This window comes from Martinezella lusitana (assembly GCF_010668395.1).
Taxonomy (GTDB): Bacteria; Pseudomonadota; Alphaproteobacteria; order Rhizobiales; family Rhizobiaceae; genus Rhizobium; species Rhizobium lusitanum_A.
Map to the genome: position 1 here is coordinate 451,239 of NZ_WUEY01000002.1, position 17,727 is coordinate 468,965.

Consider the following 17,727-nt stretch of genomic DNA (forward strand, 5'->3'; position numbering starts at 1 on the left):
ACAGTGCCAGCACTGTCGAAGACTGCTACAGATCCCTCGGCGCGTCAATCAAATACTTAACACATTAACAAAATCGGCGATCGTCTTACTCGTCGCCGATCGACCCGTTCTCCAACTTCAGCGAGGCCAATTCGTCCAGCATGTCGAGAAGCTTCTCCACGCGCTCCACGCCGAAGCGGGTGTCGATGTCGGCATAGACCTTCAGGCTCTCCGGCATGACGTCCTCGACGATCGCCTGCCCCGCCGCGGTAATCTGCAACAGCACTCTGCGGCCATCGGCATCGTCCTTGTGCTTGGTGATGAAGCCTCGCTCCTCCAGCGAGCGGATCATGCGCGTCAGGCTCGGCGCTAGGATGGAGGCCTTGTCTGCGAGCTCCGTGGCATCGAGCTTGCCCGCCTCATGAAGCACGCGAATGACACGCCATTGCTGCTCGGTCACGTCATGCGCCGCCAGAATCGGCCGGAAATGGCTCATGACCGCTTCGCGGGCGCGCAGGAGTCCGATCGCCAGGGAGCGTCGGCGATCCCGCAGCGGTCGCTTGGATTGTGCTTTCGCAGCGTCGGGCTCCGCTGGCTGCCTGACGTCACTGTCTGTTTTGTTTTGCATTTCCACATATTCGCTCAGATTAGGGCCATCACTGATTAACATGAGAATCATTCAGCGCAAGGCGTCGCGCGAATTACAGCCAAACGGAAGTCGATTGTCATTCTCCAATAGGAATGTGTGCAAAGCCGGTTGAAACCTCGCCACGAATCCGATGGGATTTGCCGATGACCAAGACGATCCGCATAGCGGCAGCTCTGTTGCTGCGCCCGAATGGCGATACATTGCTCGTGCGCAAGCGCGGCACTACTGCGTTCATGCAGCCGGGAGGCAAGGTAGAGCCGCAAGAGACAGCCGAGGCGGCCCTTGTCAGAGAGCTTTTCGAGGAACTGGGGCTCACCGCGAAGACCGAGGATCTGGCCTTTCTCGGCCGCTTCCAGGCTCCGGCTGCCAACGAGCCGGATCATCTCGTCGTTGCGGATGTATTCCGCCTGCAGGTGACCGATACCAGGATAACCGCAACGGCCGAAATCGAGGAAGTTCGCTGGGTGTCGCCGCAGCATCCGGAAGACATCATCATGGCGCCGCTGACCGAACACCATATCCTGCCGCACCATCGCCGACAGGACCCATCCTCGAGCTGAAGGTTGCGATACCGGCCGGCCGAACAAGCAAACCAGGAATCCGATTTCCCGGTGCCCGGCAGATACGCCATTTACGAGTAACAAAACGGTCCGTGAATGGCCCGGAACCAGCCGAACGCGCGTGCCATCATGAGAAGATAAGCGGCTTATCCCCATAGATGGGCGGAAACGGAATCGAGTATTGTGACAAAACGAGAATCAACAATCTTAAACTGCTAAAAAAGCATATTTACTATTAACATAAACCAATGTCATAGAATATCTCAAGTTTCCGCAATTTTTATTGAAAGTAAAACTCACATTGGATACATAAGTAAAAAACATTATATGAGGCCGGAAATGAAAAAGGAAAACAGCGCCAGCCACGAAAGATACATTGAGCTCACAAGCAAGATCGTTTCTGCCTACGTTCTTCGCAACGCCACTGCGCCCGAGGATTTGCCAAGGCTCATCATGGAAACGCATTCGGCACTTACGGGCTCTTTGCAACCGACGTCATCGCTGGAAAAATCGCTCAGGCCTGCCGTGCCGATCAAGAAATCCGTCACTGAAGAATATCTGATATGTCTTGAGGACGGCGGGAAATATAAATCCCTGAAACGGCATCTTAATACTAAATATGGTCTTAGCCCCGAAGAATATCGGAAGAAATGGGGCTTGCCCGCGGACTATCCCATGGTCTCCGCATCCTATGCAGCGACAAGATCGACGCTGGCCAAGAAGGCTCTTCTGGGCCACGCGAAAAATGCGCCCGAGATTACTCCGGAGCCTGAACGCCCCCGCCGCAAAAGGAGTGCCGGCTGACGTGCAGCCGGCTGCGGCAGATCATGGCGTTTCGACCGTCACCGCGTTGACGGTGATGGCGCGGCCGGCGAACCAACCGTTGATCGCGGCCCCGAGACCGAGCAGCACGAACAAGACGGAACTCCAGGCGAAACTTCCCGTCCAGCCATGGATCATGCCGACGACGAGCGGACCGATCGCGGCGAGCAGGTAGCCGACGAATTGCGCCATGCCGGAGAGATGGGCAGCCACATGCGCATCGGGCGAGCGCAGCACGATGACGGTCAGTGCGACCGCGATCAACCCGCCCTGACCGATGCCCTGGAGCACGGCCCAGAACCATACCATCCAGAGGGGAGCAAAGAGCAGCCCCAGGAGCGCAACGACCGCGATCACGCAGAGAGCGACGTTGATAATGCGCTGGTCCTTCCCCTTGACGGCGATATGCGGCGCGACGAGGCAAGCGGCTGCCTGCACCATGACCGAGACCGATACGATCGCGCCCGCCGTCACGCCATCAAGTCCACGCTCACGCAATATGGGGACGAGCCAGCCGAAGACGCAGTAGGCAAGCGCGGATTGCAGCCCCATGAACAGCGTCACCTGCCAGGCGATACGATCAGTCCAGAGACCGGTGACGCGAAAGCCGCTGCGACGGACCTGGCTGCGCGTTCCGATCACCTGCGGCAGCCAGAGAAGCCCGACCACGAAAGCCGGCAAAGCCCAGGCAGCGAGTGCGCCGCCGAGCGATCCGCCGAGCGCATGCTCGATGGGAAGCGTGAATCCGGCGGCACCCGCCGCGCCGGCACACAGCGCCATCGTGTAGCAACCCGTCATCAGCGCAGCCTTGTCCGGGAAATCGCGCTTGACGACGCCGGGCAACAAAACGTTGCCGATCGCAATGCAGGCACCGGCCAGCGCGGTCCCGAAGAACAGCAGCGAAACCGAGGAAAAGCCACGCAACGCCGTGCCCAGTCCCAAAAGAAAGATCATGCCGAGCAGGACTCGCTCGGTTCCCATGCGCTGCGCAAGCCTTGGCGCCAGCGGCGAAAACAGCCCCAGGCAGACGACAGGCAAGGTCGTTAGGATGCTGGCGCCGAAGGACGAAAGGCCAAGTCCAGTGCGAATTTCCGGCAGAAGCGCCGACGCGCTCGAGAAGACGGGTCGAAGATTGAAGGAAATGAGCACAAGGCTCAATCCCAGCAGAAACCTGCCGATGGGGGATTTGCCTCCCTGCGGCTGCGGCGTCGGAATTTCATCCGCTTCGGCATCGATCAATTCGATGGAGGCGGGATCTTGCGAAGAGACAGTCATGACATGAGCAACCGATCAAGAGTAGCGACAATGGGGGCCATGAAGCGGCGAACGGCGGCATCGGCCGCTTCGGGATTGCCGGCCTCGATGGCATCGACGATCGCGACATGCGCCTGCATATCCGGCTCGGGAATATCCTCGTCGAGCGTCGCTTCGATGGTTTCGGCAATCGATAGAGAGAAGAACTCGTAGATTTCGATCATTGCCCTGTTCCGCGACGCCGCGACGACAGCCTTGTGGAAGGCAAGGTCACGCTCGACGAACGTGGACTTGTCTCCGCCGGCATAGTTGCCACGGGAAACCAGCAACGCGCGCAGTTGCGAAATGACATCGGGAGAGTGGCGAAGGGCGGCGAGCCGGGCGGCCTCGACTTCCAGGGCAAGCCGGGCCTCGAACTGGTCCCTCAATCCGGCGCGGCGCGCCATGTCCAGGGGGCGACTGACATCCGTGGCCGAGCGCACATAGGTGCCGGACCCTTGCCGCGTTTCCAGATAGCCCTGGGACACCAGCACCCTCACCGCCTCCCGAATCGTGCCCCGACTGACGGACAGCATCGATGACAGAGAGGCTTCGTTGGGCAGCTTTTCGCCGACAATCCAGCGTCGGGCGGTGATTTCGCTGCGAATTGCCTCGACGGCGGTGTCAGCAAGAGTGGTTTTGGTCAGGGCGCGCATGGTCGAATTCATCAAGTCATCAGATGACTTTACGATTTAGAGGATATATGCCCCTTCGTCAATGGTCGTCCGGATTCATGCCGATTTGGATCTTCCAAGTGGCCGATCAAGCACCTGATTTGCGGAATCACTGGACCTCAATCGCATGTTCCAGTTCGGATTTGGCATGGGGCCTAAAGCACCGAAGCGCGTCGATCACTGGGCGCTCGGGAGTAGCGAGAGACGTTCGAAATCTGCGCTTGCCCCTCCTTTGCTGGCGATCCGCCTCTCCTCTCCCCCTCACGCGACGAACGCCGGCTGGAGTAAATGTATATACACAAATGCTCCTTCCCCTGTATAAAGCGGCCCCGAGAGTATCCGAATTTTCCCCAGGAGGAGGACACGATGAACGACAGCAACGCAAGCGACGGGCTTGCTGAACGCAGAACAATCGACAGAGTACCGGAGAGTGAGCGGCACGGTTCCCCGCGGGATCAGTTTACGCTCTGGTTTGGAGCCAACCTGCAGATCACCGCGGTTCTGGACGGCGCGCTTGCGGTTGTCTTCGGAGCGGAAGCAATGACCGCAATCGTGGGTCTGGCCGTCGGCAACATTCTCGGCGGCATAGTCATGGCGCTTCATTCGGCGCAGGGCCCTCGCCTCGGCCTGCCCCAGATGATCAGCAGCCGGGCACAGTTCGGCGTCAAGGGCGCGACCCTTCCGCTGCTGCTGGTCATTCTGATGTATCTCGGCTTTGCGGCGACAGGCACGGTGCTGGCCGGCGAGGCCATGAACCTTCTGCTTGGTTCGTCCAACCCTGCCGTCGGCATGGTCGTCTTCGGCGTGCTCACGGCGGTGATCGCGCTCGTCGGCTACAAGGTCATCCACGTAATGGGCCGCATCGCCACGGTCGTCAGCATCATCGGCTTTGCCTATCTCGCCTATCAGTTGTTCCACCAGTATGACATCCACTCGGCCTTCGGCCAAAAGCCGGCGACGGTGGCGACCTTCCTTCTGGCCGTCTCGCTTTCGGCCGGATGGCAGCTGACCTATGCGCCCTACGTTGCCGACTACTCCCGCTACCTCCCGTCGTCGACACCCGATGGCAAGGCATTTTTCTACACGCTTTTCGGCTCCGCGATCGCTTCGCAGCTTGCCATGACATTCGGCGTGCTCGTCGCTGCCCTTGGCGCGAAGTTCCTGTCAAATCAGGTTGGCTTCCTCGGAACACTGGCGGGCGAAGGCGCGGTTCTGGTCTACGTCGTCATCATTTGCGGCAAGCTCACCATCAATTGCCTCAACGCCTATGGCGGCTTCATGGCGATCCTGACGACCTTTACCTCGTTCAGCAACCAGACCCGCATTTCCAGGGGCGCCAGGGCGGTCTACATCGTCGGATTCGTCGCCCTGTCCGTCCTGATTGCGATTCTCGCAAGCGCCGATTTTCTTTCGGCGTTCAAGAACTTCGTCCTGATGCTGCTGGCCGTGTTCGTCCCGTGGAGCGCGATCAATCTCGTCGATTACTACCTCATCTCGAATGAGAAGGTGGATATTCCGGCCCTCTATGATCCGAATGGCCGCTATGGCGCTTACAATTGGACCGCGCTGGGATGCTATGTCCTCGGTGTCGTCGTGCAAATTCCGCTTCTCAATCAGCCCCTCTACGAAGGACCGATTGCGATCATGCTCAACGACGCCGACATATCCTGGGCGGTCAGCCTCGTCGTGACCAGCGCGGTCTACTATCTCCTGCAACGCAACGCGAAAGTGGCGCCGAAGGAGATGATCCTGGACGCGAGAGCTCGAAGCTAGCCCACAGGCCGGAGGTTGCGGCGGTGCATCGCGTAGCCTCCGGCGCGCCTGACGCAATTCCAGGAAAAGCGCGCAGCAATTTTCCGTCAGGGATCGGGTAAAAACAAAGAGATAGAGCGGCTCCGCGATTCCATGAAGCGCGGAGCCGCTCTAGTTATGACGCCTCGCCTTCTCGAAGAAGAGCAGCAAGCCAAGTCCCAGCAGACCGGCCGTAGCGCCGATAAGGGCCGTCCCGGAATAGCTGCTGACCGCCGTGCCGATCGCGAAGAGAAGAGCGCTCAAGCCTGCACTCAGGAAGATATTGACCGAGATGAGGGCGCTTCCGAGACCCGGGCGCTCGGCAATCAGATCCTGCAGGTAGGTGATGGGAATGCTGATGAGTGCTGCGGCCCCGATCCCGCTGATAAGTGTCAGCGCATAGACATGCCAGGGAGCCGACGCCAATCCGAGCAGGACCAGATAGACGACATAGATAACCGTGCCGATGGCGAGCGCCGTGACATGCGTCATGATGCGTTGGGCACGCCCCCAGACGATGATGAAGATGACCTCGAGAAGGGCAACGATCCCCACGAGGATGCCGATATCGGCAACGGTCCCGTGCGCCGCGCCGGTGACGATGAGCGGCAGAATGGCGCCGTTGACGTGCAGCGTGCTGCTGATCAGCGCGACCGCGATCAGGCGCACGAAGACCGGCGGCGACATGACCTCGCCAAGCGCCGCCAGATAGGAAAGATGGTGCGCCGCCGCCTTGTCGGTGCCGTCCTGACGCGGAAGAAAAATGGCGATCAGTCCGAAGCAGGCCGCGCAGGCAAGGCCGGCGAAGAGATAGGCGGGCAGCATGCTCGCGGAGTTCGCAAGCAGAGCCCCGGTTATCCCGGGCACCAGAACCCAGGAGAGTGAGATCATCGCCCGGACACCGGAATTGACCGTGGCGACATCGTTGCGCTCCATGCCTCGCGTCGCGATCCTGACATTGGCAAAGAGCAGGGAATTGAGGGAGCCGTAGACCGGCAGAAAAAACAAGGCGCTCACAATGAAGGTCGCCTGCGCCGGAATAGCAAAGACGGCGCCGTAGCCGAGCATGCCGAAGATGGCGACGGTCAGCATCATCGGGCGATATTTGCCGAGCCGATCCGCCAGATTTCCAAGGAGAATGCTGACCACGACATTCACGGCGGCCGCGCAGAAGATCAGTGTCGAATACAGCCCGTTGCTGAGCCCGAGTTCGCGGATGCCGACCACCGACTGGTAAGGCGATGTCGCAGCTCCGGCAAAACCAAAGGCAAAGATGGCAAGCATGCTCACCCGAATGGTCGGGTCGCGGAAAACTTCGGGAAGAAGGCGGGTCATTGGCGGGTCGAGGATCTGAGAAATCACCCGTGATCCGGGCGAAGGGCTTGTAGCAGGTTTGGGGCTGCCCGGAACCTGCCAAAGTGAAATAATAGCGGCGGCAAAGGACGCCCTATTTGATGACACCCAATCGGGCCATGGCCGCGAGGCCGAAGGCCGCCGCCAGCGAGAATAGCGCCGGAAGGTAGAAGACGTTCGGAAGCCCGAGATAGGCGACACCGACGCCGCCGATACCGCCGCCAAGCGCGCTGGCAAGAGCCGAAGAACTCATGAAGATCGCCGAGGCCGTCGCGACCGCATTCGGGAGAAGCCGTTGGGCGACGATCAGGCCGAGGACCATGTAGAGCCCCCAGACTCCGCCCATCAGGATCTGGCCGGCAAACATACCCGCGGCCGTTGGCCATGCCGCAAAGCATAGGTTGGCCATCACGCCGCAGATCGCGGCGATGCACATCACCCAGAGAATCCCGATCCGCCGCGCCAGCAAGACGCTGAACGGCATCAGCACGAGTTCGATGAACGGCTGTGTTCCGATCACCGATCCCTGGATGGAAGGGTCAAGCTTGAGTTGATCCTGCATGTAAAGCAGCAGGAAGCCATATTTGATCGGCTCGCCCGCATAGACGAGGACGTAAAGCCCGGTAAATGCCAATAGCGGCAGCATCTCCGACCAGCCGACGCGACCGGTCGCCTTGGTCTGCTTGTCGGCTCGCTGCCTGGAGCCGGTCAAGGCACGCATGGTCCCCAGTGGAATAATCTGCGCAAGGAAGCAGATTGCCGTTCCCCAGAACATGGCGCGCAGTCCGATCTGAGCGGCGAACCAGGCGCCCAGGAACGGTCCGATGACCCAGCCAGCCGTCAAGGCCATTCGGATAATCGCCACCACGCTGTCGTGCGCGCCCGTACCCCGGGCTTTGAGATCGTCGTGAACGGCGGTGAAAAGCTGCGACGTCGCGGATCCGGAAAAACCCAGAATGACGGTGCCGATCACGAACGGCATCCATGAGGTGGTCGAAAGGGCAATCCCCGCCCATCCGAGAGCCCCGGCAACGGCGCAAAGCCGGAAGAGGCCGAGGCGCCGGCCGGTCCTGTCGGAATAGCTGCCGACGAGATAGCCGGCGACCGGCGCGGTAAGGCCGGTCAGATAATAAAGCCCCGCCACCGGCAAGGACGCGCCAAGTTCCTTCACGAGGAAGAGAACGATCTGCGGCAGCGAAGCCGAGGTGGCAAGCCCGGAGAGAAACAGCGCGAGCGTCGCTCCGCGATAGAGTGGCGAGGCCCATACCTGCCGGAGTGCCGTGGCCCTACTGGAGGTCGTCAAGGATTGCGCGTCCATAACCCCATGATCCGTCTTAACCGGTTTTCGAAATGCGTGGTCCGGTTGCGCAGCGCATAACTATCCTGATCGATTGCAGCCAAGCCAATCTTGGCTACCCGATAGACATCACGCCTTCGTCCGGGGTGCTGCATATCCTTCCGTCAAAGCGGCTTGAGACGCAAATGGTTGCATCGCGCTTTGACCTATCTGGCGCGGATTATCCACATCATTCATCATACCAATCACATTGGCAGGTCTCAGCCGGGCATCGCCCGTGAATAGGCGGCCAGAATGAAGCGTTCCGACTGAAACAGGTATTTCTCCAGCGCTTCGGCGGCGTTCGCGGCAGATCCTTCCTCAAGATGCGAAAGGATGGTCGCGTTCTGACCGACATAGGGAGCGTGGAGATATTCCGGATCGCGTATCAGGCCGAACACGAGGCGCAATTCCAGGGAGATCTGCGCGTAGAATGCGGAAAGCCGCGGACTGTCGGCCAGCTCCACGATAGCGGCGTGAAAGGCGATATCGGCGCTGCCGACTTCCAGCCACTCACCGAGATCGCGATGCCGGACCGCGGCATCGACAGCGGCCCGCATCTTGTCGACGCTCGGATGACGGTGATGCGCATTGGCGAGCGCCGAACATTCGATAAGGCGTCGAATATGGAAGATATCCATGATCGTCGTCATGCTCGGCGTGGTTACGAACACGCCGCGATTGGCCTCATGGCGCAGCACGCCCTCTTTCGTCAGCAACCGGAACACCTCGCGCAACGTATTGCGCGAGACCTGCAGCTCCTCGCAAAGAGCAGCCTCGGACAGATGGCTGCCCGGCGACAGCGTTCCGTTGATTACCCGCTCGCGGATACGAGCGGCAGTCAGTTCGGCAACCGTCTGGCCGGTTTCCGCCACCGGCATCGGCTCGATGCTCGCGAGATTTGTCTGCTTCATCTGCTCTCCCGGCACTTGCGATCAATCGTCTGCCGATGTCTGCCCGTCTCAAGCCTTGCTTGAGAACGAAGTAAGCAATGCCATGCTTGCCTGCAGCTGTCGGAATGTCCCCAGCGGAAAATCCGTTGGACGATTTTGCGCAAACACCTCCCATTTTTAATCGACAAAACGAAAATTGTTGAACAATATAGACCAGATTGTTGTTTGATGCTATCTCGTGCCCTAACAAATATAATGGGAACAACGGACATAGGTGCTCATGAAACGCCTGTTTTGGAGAAAACCTGACCTTGCCAGACGTGAACGGGTGTGGGCGTGAGCATGCCGGTATCCGATCTCGACAACGACCTTGGCGAAGGCTTCCGCCTAGTGAATCCAAAGCGTGACGGCGCTGCCGTCTCGAATACCCTGAACGATCTACCCGATACCGAGGTCAACGCATGACGAGTGCTGCAGGCGAAAACAAACCGCTTCTGTCTGTAGCGGATCTGACCGTGCGGTTTGGCGAAAGCCGCGTGGTCGAGGGACTTTTCTTGTCGGTCGAACCCGGACGAACGCTCGCGGTCGTGGGAGAGTCCGGATCGGGGAAATCGGTAACCTCGCTTTCGATCATGCGTCTCGCCGATATGATGGGCGCGCGGTTCGAAGCCGGCAGCATCCTTTTCAACGGCAGGGACCTGCTCACGCTCCCACAGAAGGAAATGCGCTCCGTCCGCGGCAAGGAGATCGCCATGATCTTCCAGGAGCCGATGACCTCGCTCAACCCCGTCTTCACCATCGGAGACCAGATCTGCGAAGTCCTGCTGCTCCATGAGAACATGAGCAAATCCGCCGCCATGGCGGAGGCCCGGCGCCTGCTCGAAATGGTGCGCCTGCCGGATGCGGAGGCGCTCCTGAAGCGCTACCCGCATCAGCTTTCCGGCGGCATGCGCCAGCGCGTCATGATCGCCATGGCGCTTGCCTGCCGCCCGAAGCTGCTGATCGCCGACGAGCCGACGACGGCGCTGGACGTAACCATCCAGGCGCAGATCCTCAACATCATGCGGGACCTGCAGAAGGATCTCGGCATGGGCATGATCTTCATCACCCATGACATGGGCGTGGTCGCCGAAATGGCCGACGACGTGGTGGTCATGTGGAAAGGCAAGAAGGTCGAGGAAGGCCCGGTTCGCGAGATATTCGCGGAGCCGAAACATCCCTATACCCGTGCGCTTCTCGCCGCAGTGCCCAAGCTCGGCAGCATGGCCGGCCAGGATTTTCCAAAGCGCATGCCGCTGACGGTGCTGGACAGCGGCGAGCCGAAGGTCGTCGGCGAAGAGCGGATACAGAATACCGCACGCTATGACCAGCAGCCGCTCCTGTCGGTGCGTGATCTCTTCGTGCGCTTCGATATAAGAAAGAACATGTTCGGCCAGGTCACGCATCGCTGCAGCGCCGTCCAGAAGGTCGCATTCGATATTCATCCAGGCGAAACACTTGCTCTCGTCGGTGAATCCGGTTCGGGCAAATCGACGATCGGCCGCACCATCCAGCAATTGCAGAAGGCGCGCTCCGGCGAAATTACCTTCAACGGCAAGAGCTTCGCCGCCATGTCGCAAGCCGAGCGCTTCCGGCTGCGGCGCGACGTGCAGTATATTTTCCAGGATCCCTTCGCGTCGCTCGACCCGCGCAAGACCGTCGGCTTTTCGATTGCGGAGCCGATCAACACCCACGGCCTCATCTCCGGCTCGAAGAACGTTCGCCGCAGGGTGGACGAACTTCTGGAGCGCGTCGGCCTGACCTCTGCCCATGCGGATCGGTATCCGCATGAGTTTTCCGGCGGCCAGCGCCAGCGCGTCTGCATCGCCCGCGCGCTTGCATCCGATCCGAAGCTCATCATCGCCGACGAGGCCCTTTCCGCGCTCGACGTGTCGATCCAGGCCCAGATCATCAATCTCCTCATGGATCTGCAGGCCGAGCGCGCGCTTGCCTATCTCTTCATCAGCCACGACATGGCCGTCGTCGAGAAGATCAGCCATCGCGTCGCCGTCCTCTATCTCGGCCAGATCATGGAAATCGGCAGCCGGCGGCAAGTCTTCGAAACGCCGATGCACGCCTATACGCAACGCCTGCTTTCGGCTGTGCCGATCGCCGATCCGACGCAGGAGCGCCGAACCGCCCTGCTTGAAGGCGAGATTCCCAATCCCGTCCGCCGCGTCGGCGACGAGCCGCCGATCCTGGCGCACGAGGAAATCGCCTCAGGCCACTTCATCGCCAAGAGCGCCTGAACGACCGTCAACCACCGCACCGATCTGAAGAGGAAACAGGTTCAATGAGAAAAATGAAATGGGGATTGAAGACCGCCTTGACGGCGCTCGTCCTGTCGAGCGTCGCCATCAACGCCGCTCCGGCTTTCGCGGCGGGGAAAATGACGGTTGCGTCGCCGCAGGATCCCGGCAGCTGGGACCCGATCGATACGTTTCTTGTCGCATGGGCGGCCGTCTCGACCAATATCTTCGACGGGCTGACCTATCGCGGCCCCGATCTCAAACTGGTGCCGGGCCTTGCCGAATCCTGGGAAGAACTCGACCAGGGCAAGCGTATCCGCTTCAAGCTCCGCCACGACGTCAAATTCCATGACGGCGAGCCCTTCAATGCCGAGGCGGTGAAATTCACCTTCGACCGCCTGCTCGGCGAGCAGGGCGCCAAGGGCCCGCAGCGTTCGAACTACACCGCGATCGAAAGCGTCGATATCGTCGACGACTACACGGTCGACATGAAGCTCAAGGCGCCCGATCCGGTGCTGCTGACCAAGCTTGCCGGCTATGGCGCGATGATCGTTCCGCCGAAATACATCAAGGAAAAGGGCGAGGATTATTTCAACCTCAATCCGGTCGGCACCGGCGCCTTCAAGTTCGTTTCCTATTCGCCGAAGGTGAACATCAAGCTCGAAGCCAATCCCGATTACTGGGGCGGCGCGCCGAAGATTTCCGAGCTCGAATACCGTTTCATCAGCGAGCCGGCGACGGCCGTTGCCGAGCTTCAGGCCGGCCGCGTCGATCTCGTCATCCCGCCGACCATTCCGATCGGCATGCTCCCGGTCATCCAGGGCGACTCCAAGCTTGAAATCGCCAGCGTTCCCGGCCCGACGGTCGATGCGCTGCGGTTCAACACCCGCGACGGCATTACCGCCGATCCGCGCGTGCGCAAGGCCATCATCATGGCCGTCGACCGCGACACGATCGTCAAGTCGATCCTGGCGGGCCAGGGGAGCGAAATCGTCAGCTTCCAGAATTCGCTCTCCTTCGGCTACGATCCCGATCTTAAACCGCTTCCCTATGATCCGGCAGGCGCCAAGAAGCTGCTCGCCGAAGCCGGCGTGAAGCCCGGCGCAGCGCTTCAGCTCGACATTCGCGGCAATGACGCGACCATGAACGAGGTGGCGCAGGTAATCGCGAGCTACCTGCAGATGGTCGGCCTCACCGCCACCATCAAGCCTTACGAAACCAACGTTCTGCTGAACGATATCATCCCGCAGGGCAAGACCGGCGCGCTGTTCCAGCAGAAATGGGGCGGCTGGACCTTCGACTACGACAACACCGCCTATTCGATGTACCACTCCGGCGAAAAGTGGAATCCCTATGAAAAGGACGCGACGCTGGACAAGCTGCTGGAATCCCAGCGTCCGCTCACCGATCGCGCCGAGCGCGAGAAAGTGCTCAAGGACATCGGCAAATACGTTGCCGACAAGGCGCTGGAACTGCCGCTCTACAACTCCAATGCGATCTACGGCGTCAGCAAGCGGGTCAAGGGCTTCGTGCCCGCGCCGGATACCCGCATCAAGCTGAACGAAGTCACCGTCGAGTAATCGTCACATGCGGCGCCGCCGGCATTGCCGGCGGCGCCCGACCAGGAACTTTCGGGAAAAGAACGTGGCCGGTTTTCTTATCAAGCGATTGCTGCAGGCGATTTTCGTCGTGATCGCCATCACCCTTCTCGTCTCCTTCGCCATCCGCCTCACCGGCGATCCCGCCCTGATGATGTTTCAGGGCGGCGGCAGCATGACGGAAGAGGACCTCGCGCGCATTCGCGCCGCGCTTGGCACGGACCAACCCTTTATCGTGCAGTATCTTGCCTTCCTGAAGGGGCTGCTGACGCTGGATTTCGGCCGCAGCTTTACGGGCGGCACGCCGGTTTCCCAACTGATCGCCAACGCCCTGCCGGCGACGCTGCTGCTTGCCTTCATCTCCATGGTGGTCTCGATCGCGTTGTCCATTCCGCTCGGCATCAAGGCTGCGACGGCGCGCGGCAAGACGGCGGACCAGATCATTCGCGTTCTCTCGCTCCTCGGCCTGTCCTTCCCGAATTTCTGGCTGGCGCTGATGATGGTCCTGCTGTTTTCCATCACACTCGGCTGGCTGCCGCCGAGCGGCATGGTCGGCATTTCGAGCTATGTCATGCCGGCCTTGACGATGGGCGTGATCCTGACGGCGACGAATGTGCGTCTGGTGCGCACCGCCATGCTGGAAACGCTGCAGTCGCAATACATCATGGTCGCGCGCGCCAAGGGCCTCAGCGAGAGCAAGGTGCTGTACAAGCATGCGCTGCGCAATTGCGCCATTCCGCTCATCACCTATTTCGGCATCCAGTTCGGCGGGCTGCTCGGCGGCATCGTCGTCATCGAGCGCGTCTTCAACTGGCCCGGTCTCGGCACGCTGGCATTCGACGCCGTCGGCGCCCGCGACTATCCGGTATTGCAGGGCGTCATCACCGTGCTGGCGCTGTTCATCGTCGGCGTCAACCTTCTCGTCGACATCGCCTATGGCCTTGTCGATCCCCGCATCCGCACGGAGTAACGCCCATGGCCGCCACGACTTCAAGCCGTTCGCGTTTCTACAGCTTCGAATTCATAGCCGGCGCGCTGATCACGGTCGTCATCTGCCTTGCCGTGCTGCTCTCCGACGTCCTTTTTCCCGGCGGCGCGGAAAAGATCGACCTGATGGCGAGACTTGCGAGGCCCTTCGCCAGCCTCGCCCATCCCTTCGGCACAGACCCTCTGGGCCGCGACGTGCTTGCCCGCGTCGTCGCCGGCGGCAGGATATCGCTGACCGTCGGTCTCACTTCCGTCATCGGCGGCGTGGTGCTTGGCGTGCTGGTCGGCCTTGCGGCGGGCTACTATCGCGGCATATGGGATATGCTGCTCATGCGCTTTGCCGACATCCAGCTCGCCATGCCTTTCATTCTTCTGGCGATCACCTTCATCGCCATCGTCGGCGGCAGCCTTACCAACACGATCATTCTGTTGATCGTGTCGCAGTGGGTTCAATATGCCCGCCTGGTGCGTGGCTCCGTGCTCAGCCTGCGCGAGCGGGAGTTCATCCTCTCGGCGCGCGCTATCGGCGTCAAGGACTGGCGCATCATCTTCCAGCATCTGCTGCCGAACCTCATCGGCCCGGTGATCGTGCTGATGACATTGAACATCGCCAACAACATCCTGCTGGAAAGCAGCCTCACCTTCCTCGGACTGGGCGTCGATCCCACCATTCCAAGCTGGGGCGGCATGCTCGCCGACGGACGCACCTATCTGCAAACCGCCTGGTGGGTGAGCCTTTTCCCGGGCGTCGCAATCCTTTTGACCGTGCTCGGCCTCAATCTCCTGGGCGACTGGCTGCGCGACAGCCTCGACCCGACGGGCAGAACGACAAGGTAAGACATCATGACCGTAATTTTCGAGAGAAGTTTTGAGCGCACGCTGTCGCGCCTCATCGCCGATGCCAAGCCCGGCCAGAAGTTCGAGGCATGGACCTTCGATGACCGGCAAAGCCGTCAGGAGGCGGAGCGCAGGCTGAAGGAAATGGGCGCTCAAGCGCGCATTCGCAGCGCCTACAAGCCGCTGGTCAACGCCTTTATCGAGGAAATCGACCTGCAGGATGTGGATGCGATCGAGATCCGCTATCCGGTGCATCCCAATGCGCCGGAGAACCGCTTCCGGCTTGAAGCCTATCCGCTTGCGGCGATGGTGGGGGAGCGCGAGATCGCCTTCGTTGCAAGAGCCGACAGCGACTTTCATTATGACATCCTGTTGAAAACCAGCGCCGGCGGCGAGCGCCGATTGAGGGTACTGGTGCCCAATCGCGTCCACATCGATGCAGCCGGAGAGACGAGCGTCTCTCCGACCGGCTGGCTCGTGCGCGATGGCAATGCCACGGGCGAACGGCTCCTCACGGACTACGAAGAGCTTTTTGAGGCCACCATCGCCGCGATTACCCGCCATGACTGGGGGCCAACGGAGCCCTATTTCGAGGAACTCAATATCCGCGTCGCCCTGCCGGCATCGGATGAGACGTTGTCGCTCGGCGACGAGGTCATGAGCCTGCGGGAAGCGTTGCACGAAGACTTCTATTTCTCGCTGCTTGAATTCTTCCAGAAGAAGTCCGGACGGCCGCTCGGCGACCGTGGCTTGAAGCCGGGACAGATCGTTCCGCAGATCGTGCAATCCGAAGGCGAAATCTCCGGGAAAGTGGAAACGCAGCCGCTATCCCAACGCTACTGGGACGGCCCGGAACAGTCGATCGAGGCCGCAACCGAACCTCTGGCCGTGCAGCAGATCAAAGCCGAGCTTAACAAGATCGGCGGCGACGCATTCGAGGCTGTCACGCGCTCCGGACGCACGGTCATGGCCCGGTATATCAAAGGCGGCGACGCGGCCGTGATGGTCAGTGGCGGGCAGCACGCCAACGAGACGACCGGCGGTGCGGGTGCGCTCCGAGCCGCGCAACGGCTCGCCAAGATCGCTGGCGCCCATTTCACCATCTCGCCGCTGGAAAATCCCGACGGCTACGCGCTGCACCAGCGCCTGCGCAAGGACAGCCCGCGGCACATGTATCATGCCGCGCGCTATACCGCGCTCGGCGACGACCTCGAATATCGCACCGAGCACAATGCCGGCCCCTATCTCTACGAGAAGAAAATCCGCTTCGAGGCCGAGAGGCGGAGCGGCGCGCGGCTGCATGTCAATCTGCATGGCTACCCGGCTCATGAATGGACCCGCCCGCTCTCCGGCTACGTTCCCCGCAATTTCGCCATGTGGACGCTGCCGAAAGGCTTCTTCCTGATTGCCCGCTATCACGCCGGCTGGGCGGCACAGGCGGAGCAGCTTCTGGACAAGGTCACGAAACACCTCGGCGCCATTCCGGGGCTTCTGGACTACAACGACCGCCAGATCGCGCTCTACGAAGTCCATGCCGGCGAAACCGGCTTCCGCATCATCAACGGCTTTCCCTGCCTCGCCGATATCGACGATCGCCATACGGTGCCGATGACATTGATTACCGAATATCCGGACGAGACCATCTACGGCGAGGCGTTTGTCGCCGGTCATACCGCACAGATGGAAACCGTGCTTTCGGCCTATCGCGCCTGGCAGGGGATCATGGCGTCGAGTTAAGCGGAACCGGCCCCGGCCGCGCCATGTCGAGAAGCGCGGTCATGGCGCTGGAGGTATAGGCGTCCGAACGGCGCACGAAGAGCGTTTCGACCAGGGAACGCCCGGATGGGAGCTGGTGGATTGCCACCCTGCCCTCTCTATGAGCAGCGGCAACGACACCTTTCGGCAAAAGGGTGACGCCGACGCCGGCCGACACGCAGCTGATGATCGTATCGAGGGAACCGAATTCCAGCGGCTTCGACGTGACGATGCCCATGTCGGCAAGAAGCGACTCCAGCCGCTGCCGATAGGAACATCCGATCTGGAAGACGATAGTCTTCAGATCGGTGATACCGACCAGGTCTTCCATTGCGCCAATGGCGGGCGACGTAACGAGAACGAGTTCCTCCCGAAAGACCACCTCATGGTCAAGATCGGGATGGCTGACGGGACCTGCCACGAACGCGCCCTCGACCCGGCATGCGACGACATCGTCGATCAGCCTGCGGGTCGTGCCTGTCGTGACGACGAGTCTCACCTGAGGGTAGGTCTTGGCAAATTGGCCCAGCAGCGGCGACAATCGCAGCGCCATGGTTGTCTCCAGGCTGCCGATCGCGAGCGTCCCGGACGGAGACCCTTCGTCCAGTGCTGCGGTGCGCGCATCGGCGAGAAGTTTCGCAATGCGGCCGACGAACGGCAGGATCCGCTGTCCGGCCGGCGTCGTCGATACGCCCCTGGCATGCCGCTGAAACAGGCTGACGCCCAATTCCTCTTCGAGTGCCCGGATACGCGCGGTCACATTCGATTGAACCGTGTGCAGCTCCTGCGCCGCCCGGTTCATGCTGCCATGCCGCGAGACTGCCTCGAAAACCCTGAGATCGGATGCGTCCATTGCCTGCATATCTCCTTTTGAGATAACTGCTCTCATAATAATTCAGTTTTTATGATATA

16 protein-coding genes are annotated in these 17,727 nt (G+C 60.7%); 9 read left to right on the forward strand and 7 right to left on the reverse strand.

Annotated features, from left to right (window positions below; genetic code table 11):
* Positions 1–85: 85 nt before the first annotated feature.
* Positions 86–607, reverse strand: coding sequence for a homoprotocatechuate degradation operon regulator HpaR (hpaR, locus tag GR212_RS06035; RefSeq protein WP_163985551.1), 522 nt, complete (start codon positions 605–607; stop codon positions 86–88).
* A 164-nt stretch (positions 608–771) separates the two neighbouring features.
* On the opposite strand from hpaR, the gene GR212_RS06040 reads away from it, so the two are divergent.
* Both GR212_RS06040 and GR212_RS06045 read left to right on the forward strand, forming a co-directional pair.
* Positions 772–1,188, forward strand: a complete 417-nt coding sequence (locus tag GR212_RS06040; RefSeq protein WP_163985552.1) for an NUDIX hydrolase — start codon at positions 772–774, stop codon at positions 1,186–1,188.
* 339 nt (positions 1,189–1,527) lie between these two features.
* Positions 1,528–1,992, forward strand: coding sequence for a MucR family transcriptional regulator (locus tag GR212_RS06045; RefSeq protein WP_163985553.1), 465 nt, complete (start codon positions 1,528–1,530; stop codon positions 1,990–1,992).
* Positions 1,993–2,013: 21 nt separating this feature from the next.
* Here the strand turns inward: GR212_RS06045 and GR212_RS06050 are convergent, their stop codons facing one another.
* A complete protein-coding gene (locus GR212_RS06050) occupies positions 2,014–3,285 on the reverse strand; it encodes a CynX/NimT family MFS transporter (protein ID WP_163985554.1) in 1,272 nt (423 codons plus the stop codon).
* Positions 3,282–3,959 carry a FadR/GntR family transcriptional regulator gene (locus tag GR212_RS06055; RefSeq protein ID WP_163985734.1) on the reverse strand — a complete coding sequence of 226 codons (678 nt, stop codon included), beginning with the start codon at positions 3,957–3,959 and terminating at the stop codon, positions 3,282–3,284. Before GR212_RS06055 ends, GR212_RS06050 begins: the two co-directional genes overlap by 4 nt.
* 384 nt (positions 3,960–4,343) lie before the next feature.
* Between GR212_RS06055 and GR212_RS06060 the strand changes: the two genes are divergently transcribed.
* On the forward strand, positions 4,344–5,750 hold the full coding sequence (locus GR212_RS06060) for a purine-cytosine permease family protein (protein ID WP_163985555.1): 1,407 nt from the start codon (positions 4,344–4,346) through the stop codon (positions 5,748–5,750).
* 150 nt (positions 5,751–5,900) lie between these two features.
* On the opposite strand, the gene GR212_RS06065 is transcribed toward GR212_RS06060, so the two are convergent.
* The 3 genes from GR212_RS06065 to GR212_RS06075 all read right to left on the reverse strand — a co-directional run bounded on the left by GR212_RS06065 (position 5,901) and on the right by GR212_RS06075 (position 9,371).
* On the reverse strand, positions 5,901–7,322 hold the full coding sequence (locus GR212_RS06065) for an MFS transporter (protein WP_348643445.1): 1,422 nt from the start codon (positions 7,320–7,322) through the stop codon (positions 5,901–5,903).
* Positions 7,216–8,439 (reverse strand): MFS transporter, encoded by a 1,224-nt coding sequence (locus tag GR212_RS06070; protein WP_163985557.1) that lies wholly within the window; start codon positions 8,437–8,439, stop codon positions 7,216–7,218. Before GR212_RS06070 ends, GR212_RS06065 begins: the two co-directional genes overlap by 107 nt.
* A 239-nt stretch (positions 8,440–8,678) precedes the next feature.
* Entirely contained in the window at positions 8,679–9,371 is a 693-nt protein-coding gene (locus GR212_RS06075; protein WP_163985558.1) for a GntR family transcriptional regulator, read from the reverse strand.
* A 315-nt stretch (positions 9,372–9,686) separates the two neighbouring features.
* Between GR212_RS06075 and GR212_RS37500 the strand changes: the two genes are divergently transcribed.
* From GR212_RS37500 to GR212_RS06100, 6 genes are all read left to right on the forward strand, one after another.
* Positions 9,687–9,815: a hypothetical protein gene (locus GR212_RS37500; protein WP_281411019.1), complete on the forward strand. Its 129-nt coding sequence runs from the start codon at positions 9,687–9,689 to the stop codon at positions 9,813–9,815.
* On the forward strand, positions 9,812–11,638 hold the full coding sequence (locus tag GR212_RS06080; RefSeq protein WP_163985559.1) for an ABC transporter ATP-binding protein: 1,827 nt from the start codon (positions 9,812–9,814) through the stop codon (positions 11,636–11,638). Before GR212_RS37500 ends, GR212_RS06080 begins: the two co-directional genes overlap by 4 nt.
* A gap of 44 nt (positions 11,639–11,682) precedes the next feature.
* Positions 11,683–13,218 carry an ABC transporter substrate-binding protein gene (locus GR212_RS06085; protein ID WP_163985560.1) on the forward strand — a complete coding sequence of 512 codons (1,536 nt, stop codon included), beginning with the start codon at positions 11,683–11,685 and terminating at the stop codon, positions 13,216–13,218.
* 64 nt (positions 13,219–13,282) lie between these two features.
* Complete coding sequence (locus GR212_RS06090; protein WP_163985561.1) at positions 13,283–14,206, forward strand: ABC transporter permease subunit; 924 nt, start codon at positions 13,283–13,285, stop codon at positions 14,204–14,206.
* A 5-nt stretch (positions 14,207–14,211) separates the two neighbouring features.
* Positions 14,212–15,060: an ABC transporter permease gene (locus GR212_RS06095; RefSeq protein ID WP_163985562.1), complete on the forward strand. Its 849-nt coding sequence runs from the start codon at positions 14,212–14,214 to the stop codon at positions 15,058–15,060.
* A 6-nt stretch (positions 15,061–15,066) separates the two neighbouring features.
* Positions 15,067–16,797: a M14 family metallopeptidase gene (locus GR212_RS06100; protein WP_163985563.1), complete on the forward strand. Its 1,731-nt coding sequence runs from the start codon at positions 15,067–15,069 to the stop codon at positions 16,795–16,797.
* Here GR212_RS06100 and GR212_RS06105 read toward each other — a convergent pair.
* Complete coding sequence (locus tag GR212_RS06105; protein ID WP_163985564.1) at positions 16,781–17,668, reverse strand: LysR family transcriptional regulator; 888 nt, start codon at positions 17,666–17,668, stop codon at positions 16,781–16,783. The two genes, GR212_RS06100 and GR212_RS06105, sit on opposite strands and share 17 nt — an antisense overlap.
* Between the last annotated feature and the right edge of the window lie 59 nt (positions 17,669–17,727).

Bases quoted from the DNA above. Each gene is read 5' to 3' on its own strand.
- hpaR (WP_163985551.1), bottom strand. From the start codon at position 607: ATGCAAAACAAAACAGACAGTGACGTCAGGCAGCCAGCGGAGCCCGAC.
- GR212_RS06040 (WP_163985552.1), top strand. From the start codon at position 772: ATGACCAAGACGATCCGCATAGCGGCAGCTCTGTTGCTGCGCCCGAAT.
- GR212_RS06045 (WP_163985553.1), top strand. From the start codon at position 1,528: ATGAAAAAGGAAAACAGCGCCAGCCACGAAAGATACATTGAGCTCACA.
- GR212_RS06050 (WP_163985554.1), bottom strand. From the start codon at position 3,285: ATGACTGTCTCTTCGCAAGATCCCGCCTCCATCGAATTGATCGATGCC.
- GR212_RS06055 (WP_163985734.1), bottom strand. From the start codon at position 3,959: ATGCGCGCCCTGACCAAAACCACTCTTGCTGACACCGCCGTCGAGGCA.
- GR212_RS06060 (WP_163985555.1), top strand. From the start codon at position 4,344: ATGAACGACAGCAACGCAAGCGACGGGCTTGCTGAACGCAGAACAATC.
- GR212_RS06070 (WP_163985557.1), bottom strand. From the start codon at position 8,439: ATGGACGCGCAATCCTTGACGACCTCCAGTAGGGCCACGGCACTCCGG.
- GR212_RS06075 (WP_163985558.1), bottom strand. From the start codon at position 9,371: ATGAAGCAGACAAATCTCGCGAGCATCGAGCCGATGCCGGTGGCGGAA.
- GR212_RS06080 (WP_163985559.1), top strand. From the start codon at position 9,812: ATGACGAGTGCTGCAGGCGAAAACAAACCGCTTCTGTCTGTAGCGGAT.
- GR212_RS06085 (WP_163985560.1), top strand. From the start codon at position 11,683: ATGAGAAAAATGAAATGGGGATTGAAGACCGCCTTGACGGCGCTCGTC.
- GR212_RS06095 (WP_163985562.1), top strand. From the start codon at position 14,212: ATGGCCGCCACGACTTCAAGCCGTTCGCGTTTCTACAGCTTCGAATTC.
- GR212_RS06100 (WP_163985563.1), top strand. From the start codon at position 15,067: ATGACCGTAATTTTCGAGAGAAGTTTTGAGCGCACGCTGTCGCGCCTC.
- GR212_RS06105 (WP_163985564.1), bottom strand. From the start codon at position 17,668: ATGGACGCATCCGATCTCAGGGTTTTCGAGGCAGTCTCGCGGCATGGC.